This is a genomic window from Acinetobacter sp. 1124_18A (assembly GCF_052824995.1).
The window spans coordinates 43,550-61,378 of record NZ_VTDF01000013.1 but is presented as its reverse complement, the minus strand read 5'-3'; the positions used below and the strand labels follow the sequence as shown (position 1 = coordinate 61,378).

Below are 17,829 nucleotides of genomic sequence, written 5' to 3'. Positions count from 1 at the left end.
TTAATATTATCGCATGCTTATTTTTTAGCCTCTTTAGCATTTTATCTATATTATTTGATCAATTTTACATTGATAATAGGTTATCGATTTTGTATTAAAGCATATCTCCATCCAACTGCACATTAAGTATTAGCCTGGCTGGCGGTTAAGGAATTATATGAATTATTCTAATTTAATTTTACTAAGTATGTTATCTGTAGGTGTTTGCACTTCTATATACGCTCAAGAAAACATGACAAGTGAATCTGCTAATGCTAGTTCATTAGAAGAAACAGGGCCAAACCATCCCCGTTCACAAATTATTAAAGATTTAAAAAATATTAAAGTTAAAGATTTAAAAATTAATGCAAATGCAGCACAACCAGATTTAGTTAAAGATCCTTTGCAGTCATTGAACCGTCCAATTTATTCTTTTAATGATATGTTGGATCGCAATTTCTTGCGTCCTGTTGCAGTTCAATATAGAGAAAAGACCCCAGAAGATGTACGTGGCTCTTATCGCCAGTTCCGTAAAAATCTTGGTGAACCATGGAATGCTGTCAATCAGCTTATTCAAGGTCGCCCAAGTCGTGCAGCAAAAACTTTAGGTCGATTTACGATTAACACCTTAACTACTCTTGGTTTGGCGGACCCTGCAAGCCGCTTAGGCTTACCAACTGAGGAAGAGAATTTTGGTGTAACTCTTGGTTACTATGGTGTTCCTTCTGGTCCATTCCTTATGTTGCCTTTTTTTGGTCCAAGTACCTTACGTGATGGTTTAGGTTTAGCAGTAGATGCCCAAGCTCGTCCACAGAAATATGTTATGGATGATCAAGAAGGTCTTTATTGGTCAAGTAATCTATTACAGGCTGTTGATACACGTGCTCAATATTTAGATTTAGATCAAACCTTACAAGGTGATCAATACGCTATGATTCGAGACTTATATCTCCAGCGTAAAGCCTTCCAGATTGCTGAGAAAAAGGGCGATTCAGCTGATGTGTCTTTCATTGATGATGATTCACAAGATACAACAGATGAGAATCAAAACCCTTAAGATGAAATAAAGGTATTGCTTGGATTGAGAGTTCGGCAATACCTTGATTTTGATCATACATACTCTATGATGAATAAAGTGATCATATAAAAGGACTACCATATCTTCTATGTATTTTATTAAACCGACACGCTCTATGCCTTATTTAGAGCAAGCTTTGGATAAGTTGCCAGGCTTACAAGTCATTAACATAGATGATTTAGATTTATATGATCCAACCATCATTGCAATTGCTGATGTACAAGATTTCCTGACTTATAAGTGGAATTTACCCACTGTGGTCATTGCTTTTGAGCACGAAGGTGCCGCTTTAGCTCATGCTTGGGAAGCAGGCGCTCTTGCAGGTTGGGTATGGAATCAGTTACCGAGCGATTTAAATAAAGCACTATCAAGAATTGATGCTCAATATAAGCGTAATCAAGACAGTCGTGATTTACCTTCGGCTGCCGAACTGCAAAAACGATTATTACCCAATCCAATTGATTTATTAAATTATGAAGTCGAAACTTTCTTTCAGCCTTCAGCTTATCTTTCCGGTGATTGGTACGACTATTGGAAATTAAATGACAAAGAAGTTCTATTTTATCTTGCTGATGTTTCAGGTCATGGTGTAACAAGTAGTTTATTAACATCATGGATGGCAGCTTTTCATGGTCGATCTAAAACTCCAAGACAATTAATAAAAAAATTAAACGGAATGTTAGTTCAAGAGAATATTGAAAAGCACATTACGATTGTGGTGGGTATTTTAAACCTTGAAACGCATACGCTTCGCTGGTCAAGTGCTGGGCACTATCCACCTCCTATCATTTTTGAACCCAATCAGGCACCTAAAATTCTAACAACGAGTAGTTTCCCACTAGGTTTAACTGACGAGCTCGAAGTTGAAGAGCATATTTGTACATTAAATCGCCATGCTCGTTTCATTGTTTGCTCGGACGGAGCCCTCGAACCTTTTGATGGCGGTTTAAACGATCAGTTCCAACAATTGGTCCATCATTTGCAAAATCAATCATTTCAAGCACCCGATCATGTGGCTGACGATATTGCCATCTTTAGTCTTTGTCGAATGAATTAATTTACGAATCAATTAATTACATAATATACGACTTAAGGACTCTTGAGTCTGAGATGGCACTATGTGATAATTTTTCTATCCTTCTCTGAAAATGGCATTTATATGTCAACAGGTCATGTTGAATATGCAAGTTTAAATGGAACGCATATTTTCAAACTTATTGGTGAAGTGCGAGCCCATTCTTGTATAAGTCTAGACAAACTTTTAAACAGAATTGAACAGCAAGAAAATGTTGTAGGTGCAATCGTTGATTTAACCCAAACAACATTTATTGATAGTACTGTATTAGGCATTCTAGCTAAGCTAGGTTTAAAGCTTAAACAGACTCATCATATTCAAGCTGTGATGCTATCTACCAATCCAGATATCACAACCTTAGCCAACAGTATGGGGCTAGGGCAGGTTTTTGTTATTTTGAATTATTGTGGTGATCCTAATGTTTGCACGTTAACGTTAACAGATGAACAAATCACTCATAATGCAATGCTAAGAACTGTTCTGGATGCACATAAGACATTGATGAAACTCAATGCAAACAATCAGAATATGTTTGAGCCCCTTGTGAAGCAATTACAGAAAGAACAAGATACGCTTGAACAGGTATCGGACAAGCAAAATGCCTGATTTTCACCATTAAGCCGGACTAGAATATGACCCTCGTTTCTGTTGCTCAAATGAACTCTCAAGATGATATTGAAAATAACTTTCAAGTCATTGAGTCTTTGATTCAACAGAGCAAGGCGCAAAATGCCAGTTTGATTGTTTTCCCCGAAAACTTTGTATGTTTTGCTGCTGGAAAACAACGTGAAACCGCTGAGCAATTTGAATCTATTCAACAAAGGCTTGAAAAACTAGCACATCAATATCAAATCTGGATTGTGGCTGGCACCTTACCCTGCCCATTCCGTCCAGATGGATCTATTATTCAAGATGGTCGCGTCCGAACCGTTAGCCTCTGTATTAGCCCTGAGCGTACAGAAGCGCGTTATGACAAGATCCATTTATTTGATGTACAAGTTGGTGATGCTGTCGGTGGTTATCAGGAGTCTCGTTTCTTTGAACCAGGAACAGACGTAGTAGTCACATCTACCCCTTTTGGCAATATTGGCTTAATGGTATGTTATGACTTGCGTTTTCCAGAGCTTGCTCTAACACTGAGACAACAAGGCGCTCATATTCTTACAGCCCCTGCTGCATTTACCTACACAACTGGACAAATGCACTGGCAGCTTTTGCTACAAGCTCGGGCAATGGATAGCCAATGTTATGTTTTAGGTGCAGCACAACAGGGCTGGCATGGTGAAAAACGACAAACCTGGGGACACTCTGGGGCAACAGATAGTCGTGGTCAAATTTTAAGTATGATTGAAAATGAAGGGAGCGGTTTAATTACTGTACCCTTTGATTTAACAGCACAAGATCTCGTCCGCTCTTCAATGCCTCTAATGACACACCGTAAATTAATTCACTATTAAAAGTTTAATTATTCATGTGGAAATACTTATTTAGCTTTTTTTGCTTGGGGGCAAATATTCATTGTTATGCTGAGTTTGGTACAGCGAATCATTTCGTTTCACCAACAGCACAGCTCAAATCTGATATTCTTCCCTCCACTCCTAAAGATATTCCTTTGCCTGCATTTGGCCAGAGAATAATTGGATGGGGCACTGGCGCAGAAGGCGCAAGACAACGTTTAGAAAATATTCAGCCAGCAGATGTTTCTATGATTAAAAAACAAGGAACAACGCTTGAAATGATTACTGCATGGCAAGATTTTTATGAACAAGAGCAACAACGCAATGCAAATAATCCTACTGCCAAATATCGTGCGCGTTTAATGAAAAAAATTGCAGATCTGTGGTAGATAATTTTATCTAAAATATTTTTATCTTATGGAATAATTGGATTAATTATTCCATTTTTTATGTCTCTTAATTTACTTTCTTCATAACCTATTCTTATGAACATTTAAGAAACTGAATAGAACGCGATATACTACAAAAGCAATATGAGTTTCTCTGAGGAATATATGGACCAAGACTGTCAAAACTTAAAGCTTGAGAATCAATTGTGTTTCCTCATTTATTCAACAAATTTAGCGCTTAATCAACTCTACAGAAAACTTCTCTCGCCTTTGGGGCTTACCTACCCCCAATATTTAGTGATGTTAGTTTTATGGGAACAGGATGAAGTGACTGTTTCAGAAATTGGAGCTAAACTTTTTTTAGAATCATCCACCCTCACTCCTATCTTGAAAAAGTTAGAAGCGCTGCATTTGCTTCATCGTACCCGCTCAACTCAAGACGAGAGACAAGTGATTATTACACTTAGTGATGAAGGAAAAAAATTAAAAGATCAAGCATTGGATATTCCAGCAGGCGTACTAGAAGCAAGTTCATGTGATATGACAACGCTACTGGGCCTGAAAGATCAACTTACTAAACTCCGCACAAACCTAGTCAAATAAACAGCAATTTTTTCAAAAAATTTACTTGTCAAAAGAATTAAGTCGTGTACGATATATTTGTATTCAATTTATTTTAGGAATAAAAACGATGTCATTAGAAAAAGTTGTTTATCGTGCAAAAGCTAAAGCAACCGGTGGTCGTGATGGCCGTGCAACTTCATCTGACGGTGTATTAGATGTACAACTTGGTGTACCTAAAGAAATGGGTGGCGCTGGTGGTGCCGTAACAAACCCTGAGCAATTATTTGCAGCTGGCTATTCAGCATGCTTTTTAGGAGCTTTAAAATTTGTTGCAAACCGCGATAAATTTAATATTAGCAAAGATGCTTATGTAGAAGGCGAAGTAGGTATTGGTCCAATTCCTACAGGTTTTAGTATCGAAGTAACTTTAAATGTTTACTTGGTTGGCATGGACCGTGAAGAAGCTGAAAAATTAGTTGCAGCAGCTCATATTGTTTGTCCATATTCAAATGCAACTCGCAACAATATTGATGTAACTCTTAATATTGTGACTGAGTAATTTTTTTAAGTTTAAAAAATGCCCGAATCTTATCGGGCATTTTTTACATCTTACAAATTATACTTCACTTGCTTCATTGGTTACTCGAAGCACTTCTTCAAGTGTAGTTCTACCTGAAAGCACCTTACGTAAACCATCATCGCGAATAGAACCAGAGTACTGACGAGCATGATTTTCTAATTCAAATTCAGCTGCATTGCCGTGAATTAGACGGCGCATAGGCTCATCAACAGGCACGATTTCATAAATGGCTGTACGTCCATTGAAACCTAAATGTGAGCAATGATCGCATCCTTTGGCTTCAGGTAACTGCAATAACGGTTCATTATGAATATGCTGAAATACCTGTCTTTCGAAAGTATCAGCTTCACGCCATGTCATACAATGCTGACATAAGGTACGAACCAAACGTTGAGCCACAACCCCAATTAAAGAGCTCGATAGTAAGAAAGGCTCAATTCCCATATCTTTAAGTCGAGTAACCGCACCAATAGCAGTATTAGTATGTAGTGTTGATAAAACCAAATGACCCGTTAACGATGCTTGAACCGCAATTTCAGCCGTTTCCAAATCACGAATCTCACCAACCATCACCACATCTGGATCTTGACGCAACATTGCCTTTAAAGCACGAGCGAATGTCATATCCACTTTAGTATTGACTTGTGTCTGCCCAATGCCTTCAAGTTGATATTCAATCGGATCTTCGGCTGTCAAGATGTTACGCGTATTATCATTTAGATCAGATAAGGCTGCATACAAGGTCGTCGTTTTCCCCGAACCTGTAGGACCTGTGACTAAAATAATGCCATGGGGGCGATGTACTAACTGAGTTAAACGCTCATAGTCATTTGCCATTAGACCCAAATGGATCATATTAAGACGACCAGCTTGTTTGTCGAGCAAACGCATTACAACCCTTTCACCATGTGAAGATGGTAAAGTCGAAACACGGACATCTACTTCACGACCAGCAAGACGTAAAGAAATACGCCCATCTTGCGGCACACGCTTTTCTGCAATATCGAGTTTTGCCATAACTTTAATACGTGAAACAAGTAAAGGTGCCAACTCACGGCGCGGCTGTACAACTTCACGTAATTGACCATCTACACGTAATCGTACAGATAACTTCTTTTCGAAAGATTCAATATGAATATCAGAAGCTCCTACTCGGATTGCTTCTGAAAGTAGCGCATTAATAAGACGAACAATAGGTGCATCGTCTTCTTGGTCCATCAAATCTTCTGTCTCAGGAACCTGATCGGCCAAACTCAATAAATCAGGATGATCTTCTAAACCTGCTGCAACTTGTTGTGATTCCCCTGTATCGCCAGCATAGCTCGTACTTAAGAGCGTATTAAATTCTTGTTCAGTACATAATTGGTAGTGAGCTGGCTTACATAGAATTCGTCTTGCTTCCTGCAATGCAATTTTTTCAGTATTTTGACGTCTAATAATAAATACTTGATCACCGTCATAACGAAATAAAACACCATGACGCTTGGCAAAACTATATGGAACTTGTATTTGTTTCAATATTTGCATCACAATTTATAATGATGAGTAAGATGATTTTGAGTGTACTCTAAGCAGATTACAGCGTGAAGTCTGTTTAACAACTCGGTAGAGGAATTTTACGTCTTGTTTGAAAATAATGAATATCAGCCTCGCCCCCAGAATTCCTTAAAATGGTGGGGAGAACAGCGCTTTGAAATTAATCAGTCTAAAGCATGGCAATTTGGTTCAATGCTTTTTCGTCTAACGCGCGGTATAAAAGAATGGCGTATCGAATATTATCGCCCATCTCTTCAAGACGATAATGAGCAAGATTGGCACCCAATCGCAGATCCGAATTTTGCCTTTCCGCATACTGTTCAAGTAGAACGCTACATGTTTCGGAAAACTAATCCGGAATTTCTACTTATGCCACGTCTGGCAGACCGCTCCGTAGTAATTAAACCTGTTGACCCGATCTACATTCCTGCGGGCCAACGCGGAACTCTTTATATTAGTACACCATTATGGATTGCCGGTTTAGTCGAAAGTCAGCATGAACCTTTGTTTGAGATTCCTCTAATTCAACCAAAAGACACATGGTTTGGCCCAAATGCTCAGCAAGGCGAAATTTGTTATGCCACTTCAGTAGATGGGCGTACCGATTTGAACTTGTTAACACCACGTGCTTTTCGTGCTGTAACTCCAATTGATTTTCACAACACCAGTAATCATCAATTGCGCTTTGACCGCATGAACGTGCCCGTTACCGCTTTGCCTCTTTTTTATAGTGAAAGTACTGGTCGTTTATGGACTTCTCAAATTAAAGTTTATTATGAAGGCTCTGATCGTCCCGCACGCATTCGTATTGAAAATCGTACTCCACCACTTGCTGGTGAAGTGACTTATGTTCACCCACCACGTTCACCCGGTGGGGCATTATTCAATATGTTTGATTCATTCTTTTAAGAGGTTTATATGGCTGATACAAGTATTCCTAAGGATATCGCTGATAGCCTCACAAGCATATTTACAAATATCAATACCGAACGTATTAGTGAAATTTTAGTCGGTGTTGTGCTGTGTTTTATTGGTTTTGTTCTTGCCCGTATTATTTCGAATACGTTTATTAGAACCATTGGCTCACGTTTTAATGCTCATCAACGTCTAGTATGGCGCCGCGGTATTTTTTACTTTATTTTCTTACTCTTCATTATGACGAGTTTAAAAGAAGCTGGCTTTAAACTCAGTGTATTTCTTGGCGCGGCAGGAATTTTAACCGTAGCGCTGGGTTTCGCCTCACAAACATCTGCCAGTAACTTGATTAGTGGTTTATTTTTGATTGGCGAAGGTTCATTTGAAGTCGGTGATACCATTCAAATCACCCTGATTCGTGGCAATACCATCGAAGGTGAAGTGATCTCGATTGATTTACTTTCGGTTAAGCTGCTTACATTAGACAATGTCTATATTCGTTTGCCAAACGAACAACTCATTCGTGCCCCCGTACACAACTTATCTAAATACCCAATACGGCGTATTCCAATTACACTTGCAATTAACTTCCATGAAGACATCATTAAAGTTCGCGAGGTTCTACTTAACGTAGCAGCTCATTATCCTCTTGTATTAGATGACCCAAAGCCTGCTGTTACAGTGACCGCATTCAGAGAATCATCAATTGAGCTTTTATTTACAATGTGGTGTCGACAAGAGAACTCTTTAAAAGTTCGAGATGAAATGCAAGAAAGAATTCGAAATGGATTTTTAGATAACCGAATTGAAATTCCTGTTCCTAAAATGGGATTGATTGATCGACCATCTAATGTTTTTGCTGAAGATGATATCGATCAATACAGTAATCAAAAAGAATTAAATCGAGAGCCTAAAGCTTAGGCTCTTCATTTTTCTGTACAGCGGATGATGGTGGTAATGGCGCAAGATAAGCAATAATCAACATTACCCCACCCGCTCCAATAAATGAAATGACTCGAGTTAAAGTCGCACTTTGTGATAGATCGAGCAAAATCAGCTTTAATACAACAATTCCTAAGAGTGCAGCACCTACAAACCACAATTGACGAATCATTTTTCGGCTAGAGAACGTGGTTAAAATGAATGCCAAGATTACCCAAAGCAATGTCAAACTTAACTGCACCAAGCCATTTGTCCAAATTGCAGTACTCCAGAGTGGTGTCGCCCAGTAATGGTGTAAGCCTCTGACCACCACACTACTGAATACCAACAACCCCACTAGAATTGTTGTAATTTTAAAAGTCCACTCCAGTGATTTATCTTGATCAAAAGCATGCTGATAAATAATAAAGAGTAGGCCGGCAAATACCACAATTGAAAGGAAATCAGTTAAATTAATCAAAGGAACAAAGTAAAGGTACTCTGCAGAATGCCGATCAACGCTCACTACTAGCAACCAAAGTAAGCTTAAACACCACACTGGAATTTGATGTAACAATGTCGTTTTATGAGCTTTATACGCCCAAAGCGAATAAACCACAGGAACGAAAGCCAGACCAACAAGTGGCATTTGTGGAAATATTGCTAAACCAACCGTTGCTAATGCAAGCCAACTTAAACCAGCCCAGACCTTTAAAGACCCAAACTGACCTGACTGCGGTTGAGCCATAATGAATAAAACACTAAGGAGCGTTGCTGCAATGAGGAAAGTACCCTGCTGCAACATACTCGGCCATTTAAATATGCTGAATACTTGACTGGTAAAGGCCTCACCCAAAATTAACAACAATAACAGGCCAATTAAACCTAACTGTAGGCTCTGCCATTGGACCCTTAGTTTGTAGTGAACCACTACACTAAATATTGATAATAATAGTATCGCAATCATCAAATATGGGCTTAAGCCGTGATGTTGCCATGTCAAAATTTCTATACCAGCTATAGCGCCTGCATACATCCCTAAACACAAGAAAATACCGCTAAACATGCTGGCGCTAAAATAGTGTTGCTCTTTACTGTTGTATTGCAATAAATAAAAGGCCGAAATGAATTGGGCAATTGCATAAATGCTTGTGCTTAGGGTTGGAAACTCTGCATTCGCCCAAAATTGATAAAACAATGCAACTGAACTGAGCAAAACTAAAATTACACCAATATATCGGCTTAAACGGTAGCGCTCAGTTACTCCCCATACAATGAGGGCCGTACCTTGAGCAACCCAACCAATCGCAGTCCAATGCGCCCCTTTCGCGAGTGGAAAAATTAACGCAAAAAATGCAACGGCGAGGATGAAAAAGCTTTTGGCCAGAACTGAAAGTTGAGGATGTGTCTTTTTGATCCAGAAAGTTAATACCGCATAAGTACCAGCCAAAACAGCAGCACCAATCGTCAACGCTTGAGTAGACTCATGGACTAAATAGGCATGTAGCGTAAAGCCTAATACAGGCACACTAAAAATAAGACCAACATCTAAGAGCGGAGGTAAACGAATGCCTTCTTGTTGTTCACGTGCTGAAACTCGCGATATATTTTGGCTATAACGCACACTAAGCCAAATAAACAGGGCTATATGTAGCCATAGAATCCAGTCTAATGTATCAAATTTTGCTGGTTCTGCATAAAAACCTATCGCGCTACCGCCAATAAACATCGTGGCAAAGAAGGCAATCTGATTTAAGATTTTCCATGGTTGAATAAAATTAACAGCAGCAACTGCTAAATTAATTACCAAATAGTAGCTAAATAGGAAGACTACATCTGGACGATATTGCGGAATCACTAGTGGTGCTGCATAGGCCATGCCAAGTGCTAAAATCGCTAAATAAATTGCCTGTTGTTTTAAACTTAAAAATACGGTGATTGCTAATAAAACAGTAAACAGAATACTTGCTGTCGTGAGGTTGGCAATTACACCAAAATGATGCGAGAACACCAATGTTAGGAATACAACAGCTAGTCCGACACCTTGCAATGCCACAGCAAAAAGTTGATTTTTCTTTTGCAAGCTATAACCAAATGCTATTAATACACCTCCGGCAATCGCAATGAAACCAAGTTTTACACCTAAACTAAGTTGCCAGTGCTCACTTGCGAAACGCAATAACAACACCACCCCAACCATCAGCACAGCGACAGCAACTCTTAAAATTGGATTGCCATGAACCATCCAGTCGACTGCTGGTTGCCACCATGTACTCTGTACATGGGCTGGTTGTTCTTCTTGATTTAAAACTGATGTTTCAACAGGAATTAGCTTGTCCGTATTATTGGAGTCAACTTGCTCTACCGCTGGAATTATAACTTCTGTTTGTATAGTCTCATTTACATGAACAGTTTGTTTTACTGACTCGAGATACGACAATCGAGTATGGAACGCACTAATCGTTTGGACTAAACATAGTAATAAAACCAGTAATGCACCGCCAGCAATCCACATCCAGTGATTCATATAAGCAACTAATGCAACCAAGGCGGCTGCATAAATCACTATTGTTTGCATATGAATAGAATAAAGTGGCTTTTTCTGCTGAGAAAACTGTTGTTCTAAATGAGTCAGACGCTGATGCAGATTTGATAATAACTGAACCAGTACTACCACGAGTGCAATAGATAAAGCAGCAACAGCACTCTGGAATTTAAAACCAATCGAAATGGCTAAAAACAAAGTCAAAGCGATCAAAACAATGATCATTCCCTGTTTGTCTTTTTTATACATGGGCTTAGCAATATGACACCTTCATTACATGTCATCTTACTTTAAGCCAATACAAGCGTATATTTATACATACAAAATACTGCAAAAATCATAAACCTGCATTCATCGCCGTTTTCACGTAAAATACCCGTAATTCAAATTAAGGAATTGTTCAATGCCACCATTTGTCTTGGTTGATGGGTCGTATTTTTTATTTCGTGCATATCATGCATTACCACCATTGACGACCTCTACAGGGTTACATACCAATGCAATACGTGGAGCAATTTCTGCGATTCAAAAACTTATGCGTCGTATGCAACCGACGCATATGGCAGTCATTTTTGACACTCCCGAACCAACCTTCCGTCATAAGCTTTCACCAATCTATAAAGGTGACCGCCCAAGTATGCCAGAAGAGTTAGCTCAACAAATTCCATATTTACATGCATTGATTAAAGCTCAAGGGATTCCTTTATATAGTCTTCCGGGTGCAGAAGCAGATGACATTATCGGTACACTTGCTAAACGTGCTGTGCTTGAAGGCCATCATGTGCTTATCTCAACTGGAGATAAAGACATGGCTCAGCTTGTCAATGATCATGTCAAACTTGAAGATAGCTTTAAAGATCGCGTAATGGACACCGACGGTGTATTTGAAAAATTTGGCGTTTGGCCAAATCAGATTATCGACTATTTAACGCTAATGGGTGATGCATCCGACGGTATTATGGGTGTCCCAGGCGTAGGTGCAAAAACAGCAGCTAAGTTACTGGCTGAATATGGAACTTTAGAAAATATCATTGCCAATGCAGACCAGCTTAAAGGCAAAATTAGTCAAAATATTAAAGATAATTTAGACAATATTAAGCTTGATCATCAGTTAGCTAGCATTGTGTGTGATCTTCCTTTAGAGCTCGACTGGCACGAATTAAAGCTTATCGATCCAAATGTTGACGCTTTACGCAACTTATATACTGAGCTTGAGTTTAGAAATCAGTTACAGTCGCTTGATCATCCAAATAATCCAAACAGCTCTACTTATAAACAGCAAGTTTCACAAGTAGTCGTTCAAGATGAAGTTAAACCAGCTGACTTGATAGAAACCGAAGATCAGGCAAGCCTAACCAGTCAAGATGACCAGCTTGGAACTGCAAATTATCATACTGTTTTAACTCAAGAAGCATGGGATCAACTCTTGCAACGCATGCAAAATGCTGATCATTTTGCCATTGATACAGAAACTACAAGTCTTGATTACCGTATTGCCGAGATGGTTGGTTTCTCAATCGCCTTTGATGCACAAGACGCTTATTATGTGCCTTTAGCGCATAATTATGAAAATGCACCGCAGCAGCTGGACCGTGAACAAATTCTGGCTCAAATTAAGCCTGTATTAGAAAATGAAGCGGTTAAAAAAATCGGTCATCATCTTAAATATGATGCACATATTTTTGCAAACCACGGAATTGAGTTAAAAGGCTGGTATTTCGATAGTATGCTGGCATCGTATGTACTAAATGCAGCAGCAACTCGTCATGGCATGGATGATGTAGCTCGTGTCTACCTAAGCCATTTAACAACGACTTTTGAACAAATTGCTGGCAAAGGTGTAAAGCAGAAAACTTTTAATCAAATTGAAATTGAAGTTGCTGCTCACTATGCAGCAGAAGATGCGCATGTGACCTATCGTTTGTATGAAGTACTTTCAAACAAACTTAAGCCATTTCCTGAATTAGAAAATATTTTATATAACATCGAAATGCCAGTTGCCCGAATTTTGTCAGGCATGGAAGAAGATGGTATTCGTTTAGATCATGCATTCTTAGATAAATTAAGTGTTGAATTTGCAAAAACCATGGAAGGTCTTGAAAACAAGGCCATGGAAATTGCAGATGAAACTTTTAATATTGCTTCACCTAAACAAGTAGGCGAAATTCTATTTGATAAATTAGGAATCAAAGGCGGTAAAAAAACTGCAACTGGACAATACAGCACCAGTGAAAGTGTTTTAGAAAAAATTGAACATCCTTTAGCGGAAATTATTCTAGAGCATCGTGGTTTAGCAAAACTAAAAAGTACCTATACGGACCGTCTAGTTGAGCAATCTCATAACGACACCCATCGTGTACATACGAGCTATCACCAAGCACTCACAGCGACAGGTCGCCTTTCCTCTTCTGATCCTAACTTACAAAATATTCCAATTCGTAGACAAATTGGCCGTCAGATTCGTAAAGCATTTATTGCGCCGGAAGGCCGAGTTCTATTGGCTGCCGATTACTCGCAAATTGAACTTCGTTTAATGGCTCATTTTTCTCAAGATGATGCTTTAGTACATGCATTCCAGCACGGACAAGACGTTCACCGCCGTACTGCTGCAGAAGTATTGGGTATTGCAATTGAAGATGTAACCAATGATCAACGTCGTCAAGCTAAGGCCGTAAACTTTGGTCTACTGTATGGTATGTCTGAGTTTGGTTTGATTCGTCAGTTAGGTTTCACACGTCAAGAGTCACAAAACTATATTAAGCAATATTTCCAACGCTATCCTGGCATCTATGAATATATGCAACGCACACGTCAAGTTGCATCAGAGCAAGGCTTTGTTGAAACTATTTTAGGCCGTCGTCTATATACACCTGATATTGATGCACGAAATGTGATGGTGCGTAAGGCTGCCGAACGTGCCGCCATCAATGCACCTTTACAAGGTAGTGCGGCTGATATTATTAAAATTGCCATGATTGAAGTCGATAAAATGCTGCCAAAAAATCAAGCAAAGTTACTTCTTCAAGTACACGATGAATTAGTTTTTGAAGCAGATCAAAACATTGCTGATGAGCTTTCTAAGCAAATTGCAAATGTCATGGAATCAGTAGTAGAAATTTCCGTGCCTTTAGTGGTTGAGGTAGGACAAGGGCTAAACTGGGATGATGCCCATTAATTAACAGAAATAAAAAAAGGGCTGTTAAATACAGCCCTTTTTTATTGAGTCAGCTTAAAGTCCTGTTAATAGAACTTTTGCTACTTCATTCATTAAAATTTCGGCAATATAGAGTGCCAAAAATGCCAAAATTGGCGATAAGTCAATCATTCCCATATTAGGCAATAAACGACGGAATGGCGCGAGTAATGGTTCAGCCAAATCTTGAATCACCTCAATATAAGGTGAACGCGATTGAGTGAACATAACAACCCAACTCAAAATGATTGTTGCGAAAATTAAATAACGGCAGAAACGAATCAAATCCTGAATCATGGTTACAAATGTCAGAATCAGTAAATGAATCGGACTATTTGGCATAGAGCCAGAAAGATACATCACACCAAAAATTTTCAGTAAATACAAAGTAATTAAAAGAACCAACGCAGCCAAATTAAATCGGCCTTTTGCGACCGTCGGAAAAATTCGGCCAAAAATATCAACAATCTTAGTCGCTTTTACGGTCGATAAAACCACAGGATTATAAGGACTTACTGCCGCTAATTGCATTAAAAAACGGAAAAAGACCAATAAAATCGCGACATTAATTAAAATTCCAAAAATTAGCGCAGAATTTGCACCCATAGTTGTCTTATCCTATTTAAGCTATTTCGCACTGTCACTCAATTCTTGAGCCAATTCTTGGCTACGCTTCTGTGCAGCAGCCAATGCAGATTGAATATTTTGGGAGATTTGTGCACGGTCAAAAACTTCAAGTGCAGCTTGTGTTGTACCATTCGGTGATGTCACATTCTTACGAAGTTCAGATGGAGTATTTGAACTAGTAATTGCCATTTGAGCCGCACCTAACGCCGTTTGAAGAGTCAATGCGGTTGCAACTTTTTCATCCAGTCCTAAATTCTTACCCGCACGGATCATACTTTCCATCAGATAGAAAAAATATGCAGGGCCTGAACCAGAAACTGCTGTTACCGCATCAATTTGAGCTTCGGAGTTTACCCAAATTGTTAAGCCTGTGGCTGCTAAAATCTGACTTGTTAATTCACGGTCCGAAGCACCTACTACATCATTTGCATAGATACCATGCGCACCTGTTTGAACCAGAGCTGGTGTATTAGGCATAACTCGAACAACTCGATCGCTATCAATTAAATTTGATATCGTTTGAATTTCAGCACCAGCAATAATTGAAATGACCAATTTATCTGATAACAGACCTTTCAACGGACGTAAAACAGTCGCCAAAACTTGCGGTTTTACCGCCAGTACGACAACATCAGCATTTTTAATTGCAGCCACGTTATCTTGTGTTACGTGGACTTCTTTCTCTTGTAATAATTGACGGATCTGTTCAACAGGATCTGAAACAGTAATACGTGTCGGTGGTAAACCTCTTGAAACCAGCCCGCCAATTAAAGCTTGGGCCATATTACCGCCACCAATAAAACAGATATTACAATTTACTGCACTTGCCATAACCATATTCGCCATTTACCAGATTACAAGAATGAGAAATTAAATCTGGTTGCCATCCTCCTTGCTCACAATACGGAGACTGAGCCAACCAAAATCCTTTCGGTGTAAAAACCCCAAGCATAACATTATCTATGACTAATATTTGAATTGTATGACGAAGCCAAGGCAAAATATGTGCTTCTTGAATTGCTTTTTTTAATGGCCACTGGCCAATACGATCATATAAATGGACTTTTTCCCCACCTTGACGTCGAATTATTCTCAATTTTTCATTTAATAAAGATGGAGCCAAACCAATATTTTTTTGTTTAATCTGAAAATTTCCTGAAGCGTAATGCACTATTTCCCCCATTTGGAAATGATGCTCTGATTCAGCTTCAATTGGACTTAATGTTTCGGCAAGAAAAGTTTGCTTACTCAATCTATAAAGATGACGTTGATAACGGGCATAGTAAAACTGGTTCCAGTGTAACGCTGCTTGTGCATCAGACTTTGAATCAATCACTTCATTTTTTAAGCGCTCGACCATTTCAAATGCAGGTCGATATTGCCCATCACCTTTCATCCAAACTGAAAGCAATTGACGCTGACGGGCAGCTGACAAATCTAAGAGTTTAGTTAAGTCTAAACACTCAGCAGTACCACAATGCTTTAAATCGACTTTTAAAACTTCTTCTAAAATTTCAGAAGCATCTTGCATCAAATAGCTGGTTCGGCTCAGTGCTTGCTGCATTTTAGGAAATCGGTTTTGTAAAAATGGCCAAAGTTCCTCACGTGACCAGGCCCTATCATAATGAATATCGTAATTTGTAGGATCATCTACATACTCAATCTCAAGCTGAGTCGCCCACTGAGTAATTTGTTCACGTGATAAATCCAAAAAAGGACGCCAAATCGTCATATCTACACGATAATCAATAGACTGCATAGCAGCTAATCCATCAACGCCTGCACCCGACAATAAACGTAGTATTACCGTTTCAGCCTGATCTTGTTGATGATGAGCAAGCATTAAAGTTTCATTTGGTTGCAAATGCTGTCGATAAGCTTGATAACGTGCCTGACGTGCTTGAGCTTCCAAATTACCATCGGTAACTTGAACTTTTTGAATAATAAAAGGAATATCTAAACAAGTAGCTTGTTTAGCCACTAGTTCCCCCCATACTGCACTTTGTGATTGCAGTTGATGATCGATATAAATTGTTCGGATCTTTTGAGGGAAAATTTGAGACATTAAATGTAGCAGCAGCATTGAATCCATGCCGCCACTACATCCAATAAGAAAAGAACTATTTTCTGAAAATAGTTGAGCCTGCTTTAAGACATTATGCCTAAATTTGCGCTGCCAAACTTCATTAAACGTTGATAACGTGCTTCGCATCGTTCATTTGCATCCATTGGTAGCAATTCATCCAAAGCTTGCTTCAAAACTACTTTTAGATTTTGCATTACTTGCTCAGGGTCTAAATGTGCCCCTTCGCCTTCATCTACTACATATTCAACAATACCTAGAGATTGTAATTTGTCTGCTGTCAAACCTAAAGCTTCACTCGCTTGAGCCGCTTTTTCAGCAGTTTTCCATAAAATAGATGCGCAGCCTTCTGGTGAAATCACAGAATAAATACTGTGCGATAACATAATTACTCTGTCAGCAACACCAATACCTAAAGCACCACCAGAACCACCTTCACCCAGTACTGTTGCAACAACAGGAACTTTCAAACTTGAAAGTTGAGCAAGACTCGTTGCAATTGCTTCAGCTTGTCCACGTTCTTCAGCACCAACACCAGGGTAAGCACCCATAGTATCAATAAACGTGAAAACCGGAAGATTAAAACGCTCAGCCATATCTAATAGGCGTTGAGATTTACGGTAACCTTCAGGGTTAGCCATACCAAAATTATGCTTTAATTTTTCACGGGTACTACGACCACGGTGTTGTCCAATGACCATCACAGGTTGACCGTCAAAACGAGCAAGACCACCTACCATCGCACCATCGTCACCAAACAAACGATCACCATGCAAGGCGTCAAACTCTGTAAAGATTTCACCGACATAATCTAGAAATTGCGGACGTTCAGGATGACGTGCAATTTGAACCGTTGTCCAAGCTTTGGACTGAGTAGATTTTTTCAT

16 protein-coding genes are annotated in these 17,829 nt (G+C 39.1%); 10 read left to right on the top strand and 6 right to left on the bottom strand.

Annotated elements, in window-relative coordinates:
* The first annotated feature begins 232 nt into the window (after window positions 1–232).
* The 7 genes from FY048_RS18105 (at window position 233) to FY048_RS18075 (ending at window position 5,101) form a co-directional block, all read left to right on the top strand.
* Window positions 233–1,036 carry an MlaA family lipoprotein gene (locus FY048_RS18105; protein ID WP_446092054.1) on the top strand — a complete coding sequence of 268 codons (804 nt, stop codon included), beginning with the start codon at window positions 233–235 and terminating at the stop codon, window positions 1,034–1,036.
* A gap of 109 nt (window positions 1,037–1,145) precedes the next feature.
* Window positions 1,146–2,114 carry an RsbU family protein phosphatase GigA gene (gene gigA / locus FY048_RS18100; RefSeq protein WP_202742693.1) on the top strand — a complete coding sequence of 323 codons (969 nt, stop codon included), beginning with the start codon at window positions 1,146–1,148 and terminating at the stop codon, window positions 2,112–2,114.
* A gap of 102 nt (window positions 2,115–2,216) precedes the next feature.
* Window positions 2,217–2,738, top strand: a complete 522-nt coding sequence (gene gigB / locus FY048_RS18095; protein WP_002117273.1) for an anti-anti-sigma factor GigB — start codon at window positions 2,217–2,219, stop codon at window positions 2,736–2,738.
* A gap of 26 nt (window positions 2,739–2,764) precedes the next feature.
* Entirely contained in the window at window positions 2,765–3,589 is an 825-nt protein-coding gene (locus FY048_RS18090) for a carbon-nitrogen hydrolase family protein (protein WP_446092049.1), read from the top strand.
* A gap of 14 nt (window positions 3,590–3,603) precedes the next feature.
* Window positions 3,604–3,978: a DUF4951 domain-containing protein gene (locus tag FY048_RS18085; protein WP_446092048.1), complete on the top strand. Its 375-nt coding sequence runs from the start codon at window positions 3,604–3,606 to the stop codon at window positions 3,976–3,978.
* Between the two features lie 165 nt (window positions 3,979–4,143).
* The gene (locus tag FY048_RS18080; protein WP_446092047.1) at window positions 4,144–4,581 is read left to right on the top strand and encodes a MarR family winged helix-turn-helix transcriptional regulator; all 438 of its coding nucleotides are present in this window, start codon (window positions 4,144–4,146) and stop codon (window positions 4,579–4,581) included.
* 88 nt (window positions 4,582–4,669) lie between these two features.
* Window positions 4,670–5,101: an organic hydroperoxide resistance protein gene (locus FY048_RS18075; RefSeq protein WP_104074951.1), complete on the top strand. Its 432-nt coding sequence runs from the start codon at window positions 4,670–4,672 to the stop codon at window positions 5,099–5,101.
* Window positions 5,102–5,158: 57 nt separating this feature from the next.
* On the opposite strand, the gene gspE is transcribed toward FY048_RS18075, so the two are convergent.
* On the bottom strand, window positions 5,159–6,649 hold the full coding sequence (gspE, locus tag FY048_RS18070; RefSeq protein WP_446092046.1) for a type II secretion system ATPase GspE: 1,491 nt from the start codon (window positions 6,647–6,649) through the stop codon (window positions 5,159–5,161).
* Window positions 6,650–6,745: 96 nt separating this feature from the next.
* Here gspE and FY048_RS18065 point away from each other — a divergent pair, with 96 nt between their 5' ends.
* Window positions 6,746–7,567, top strand: a complete 822-nt coding sequence (locus FY048_RS18065; protein ID WP_016139202.1) for a hypothetical protein — start codon at window positions 6,746–6,748, stop codon at window positions 7,565–7,567.
* Between the two features lie 9 nt (window positions 7,568–7,576).
* The gene (locus FY048_RS18060; RefSeq protein ID WP_174743639.1) at window positions 7,577–8,494 is read left to right on the top strand and encodes a mechanosensitive ion channel family protein; all 918 of its coding nucleotides are present in this window, start codon (window positions 7,577–7,579) and stop codon (window positions 8,492–8,494) included.
* On the opposite strand, the gene FY048_RS18055 is transcribed toward FY048_RS18060, so the two are convergent.
* A complete protein-coding gene (locus FY048_RS18055) occupies window positions 8,484–11,288 on the bottom strand; it encodes a DUF2339 domain-containing protein (protein WP_446092045.1) in 2,805 nt (934 codons plus the stop codon). The two genes, FY048_RS18060 and FY048_RS18055, sit on opposite strands and share 11 nt — an antisense overlap.
* A gap of 154 nt (window positions 11,289–11,442) precedes the next feature.
* On the opposite strand from FY048_RS18055, the gene polA reads away from it, so the two are divergent.
* Entirely contained in the window at window positions 11,443–14,214 is a 2,772-nt protein-coding gene (polA, locus tag FY048_RS18050; RefSeq protein ID WP_446092044.1) for a DNA polymerase I, read from the top strand.
* A gap of 54 nt (window positions 14,215–14,268) precedes the next feature.
* On the opposite strand, the gene FY048_RS18045 is transcribed toward polA, so the two are convergent.
* From FY048_RS18045 to FY048_RS18030, 4 genes are read right to left on the bottom strand one after another with little or no spacing between them, the layout of a single operon-like run.
* Window positions 14,269–14,838, bottom strand: coding sequence for a YggT family protein (locus FY048_RS18045; protein ID WP_003655065.1), 570 nt, complete (start codon window positions 14,836–14,838; stop codon window positions 14,269–14,271).
* 21 nt (window positions 14,839–14,859) lie between these two features.
* Window positions 14,860–15,696, bottom strand: coding sequence for a pyrroline-5-carboxylate reductase (proC, locus tag FY048_RS18040; protein WP_446092053.1), 837 nt, complete (start codon window positions 15,694–15,696; stop codon window positions 14,860–14,862).
* Window positions 15,668–17,071: a tRNA lysidine(34) synthetase TilS gene (tilS, locus tag FY048_RS18035; protein WP_446092043.1), complete on the bottom strand. Its 1,404-nt coding sequence runs from the start codon at window positions 17,069–17,071 to the stop codon at window positions 15,668–15,670. Before tilS ends, proC begins: the two co-directional genes overlap by 29 nt.
* Entirely contained in the window at window positions 17,008–17,829 is an 822-nt protein-coding gene (locus FY048_RS18030) for an acetyl-CoA carboxylase carboxyltransferase subunit alpha (protein WP_446092042.1), read from the bottom strand. Before FY048_RS18030 ends, tilS begins: the two co-directional genes overlap by 64 nt.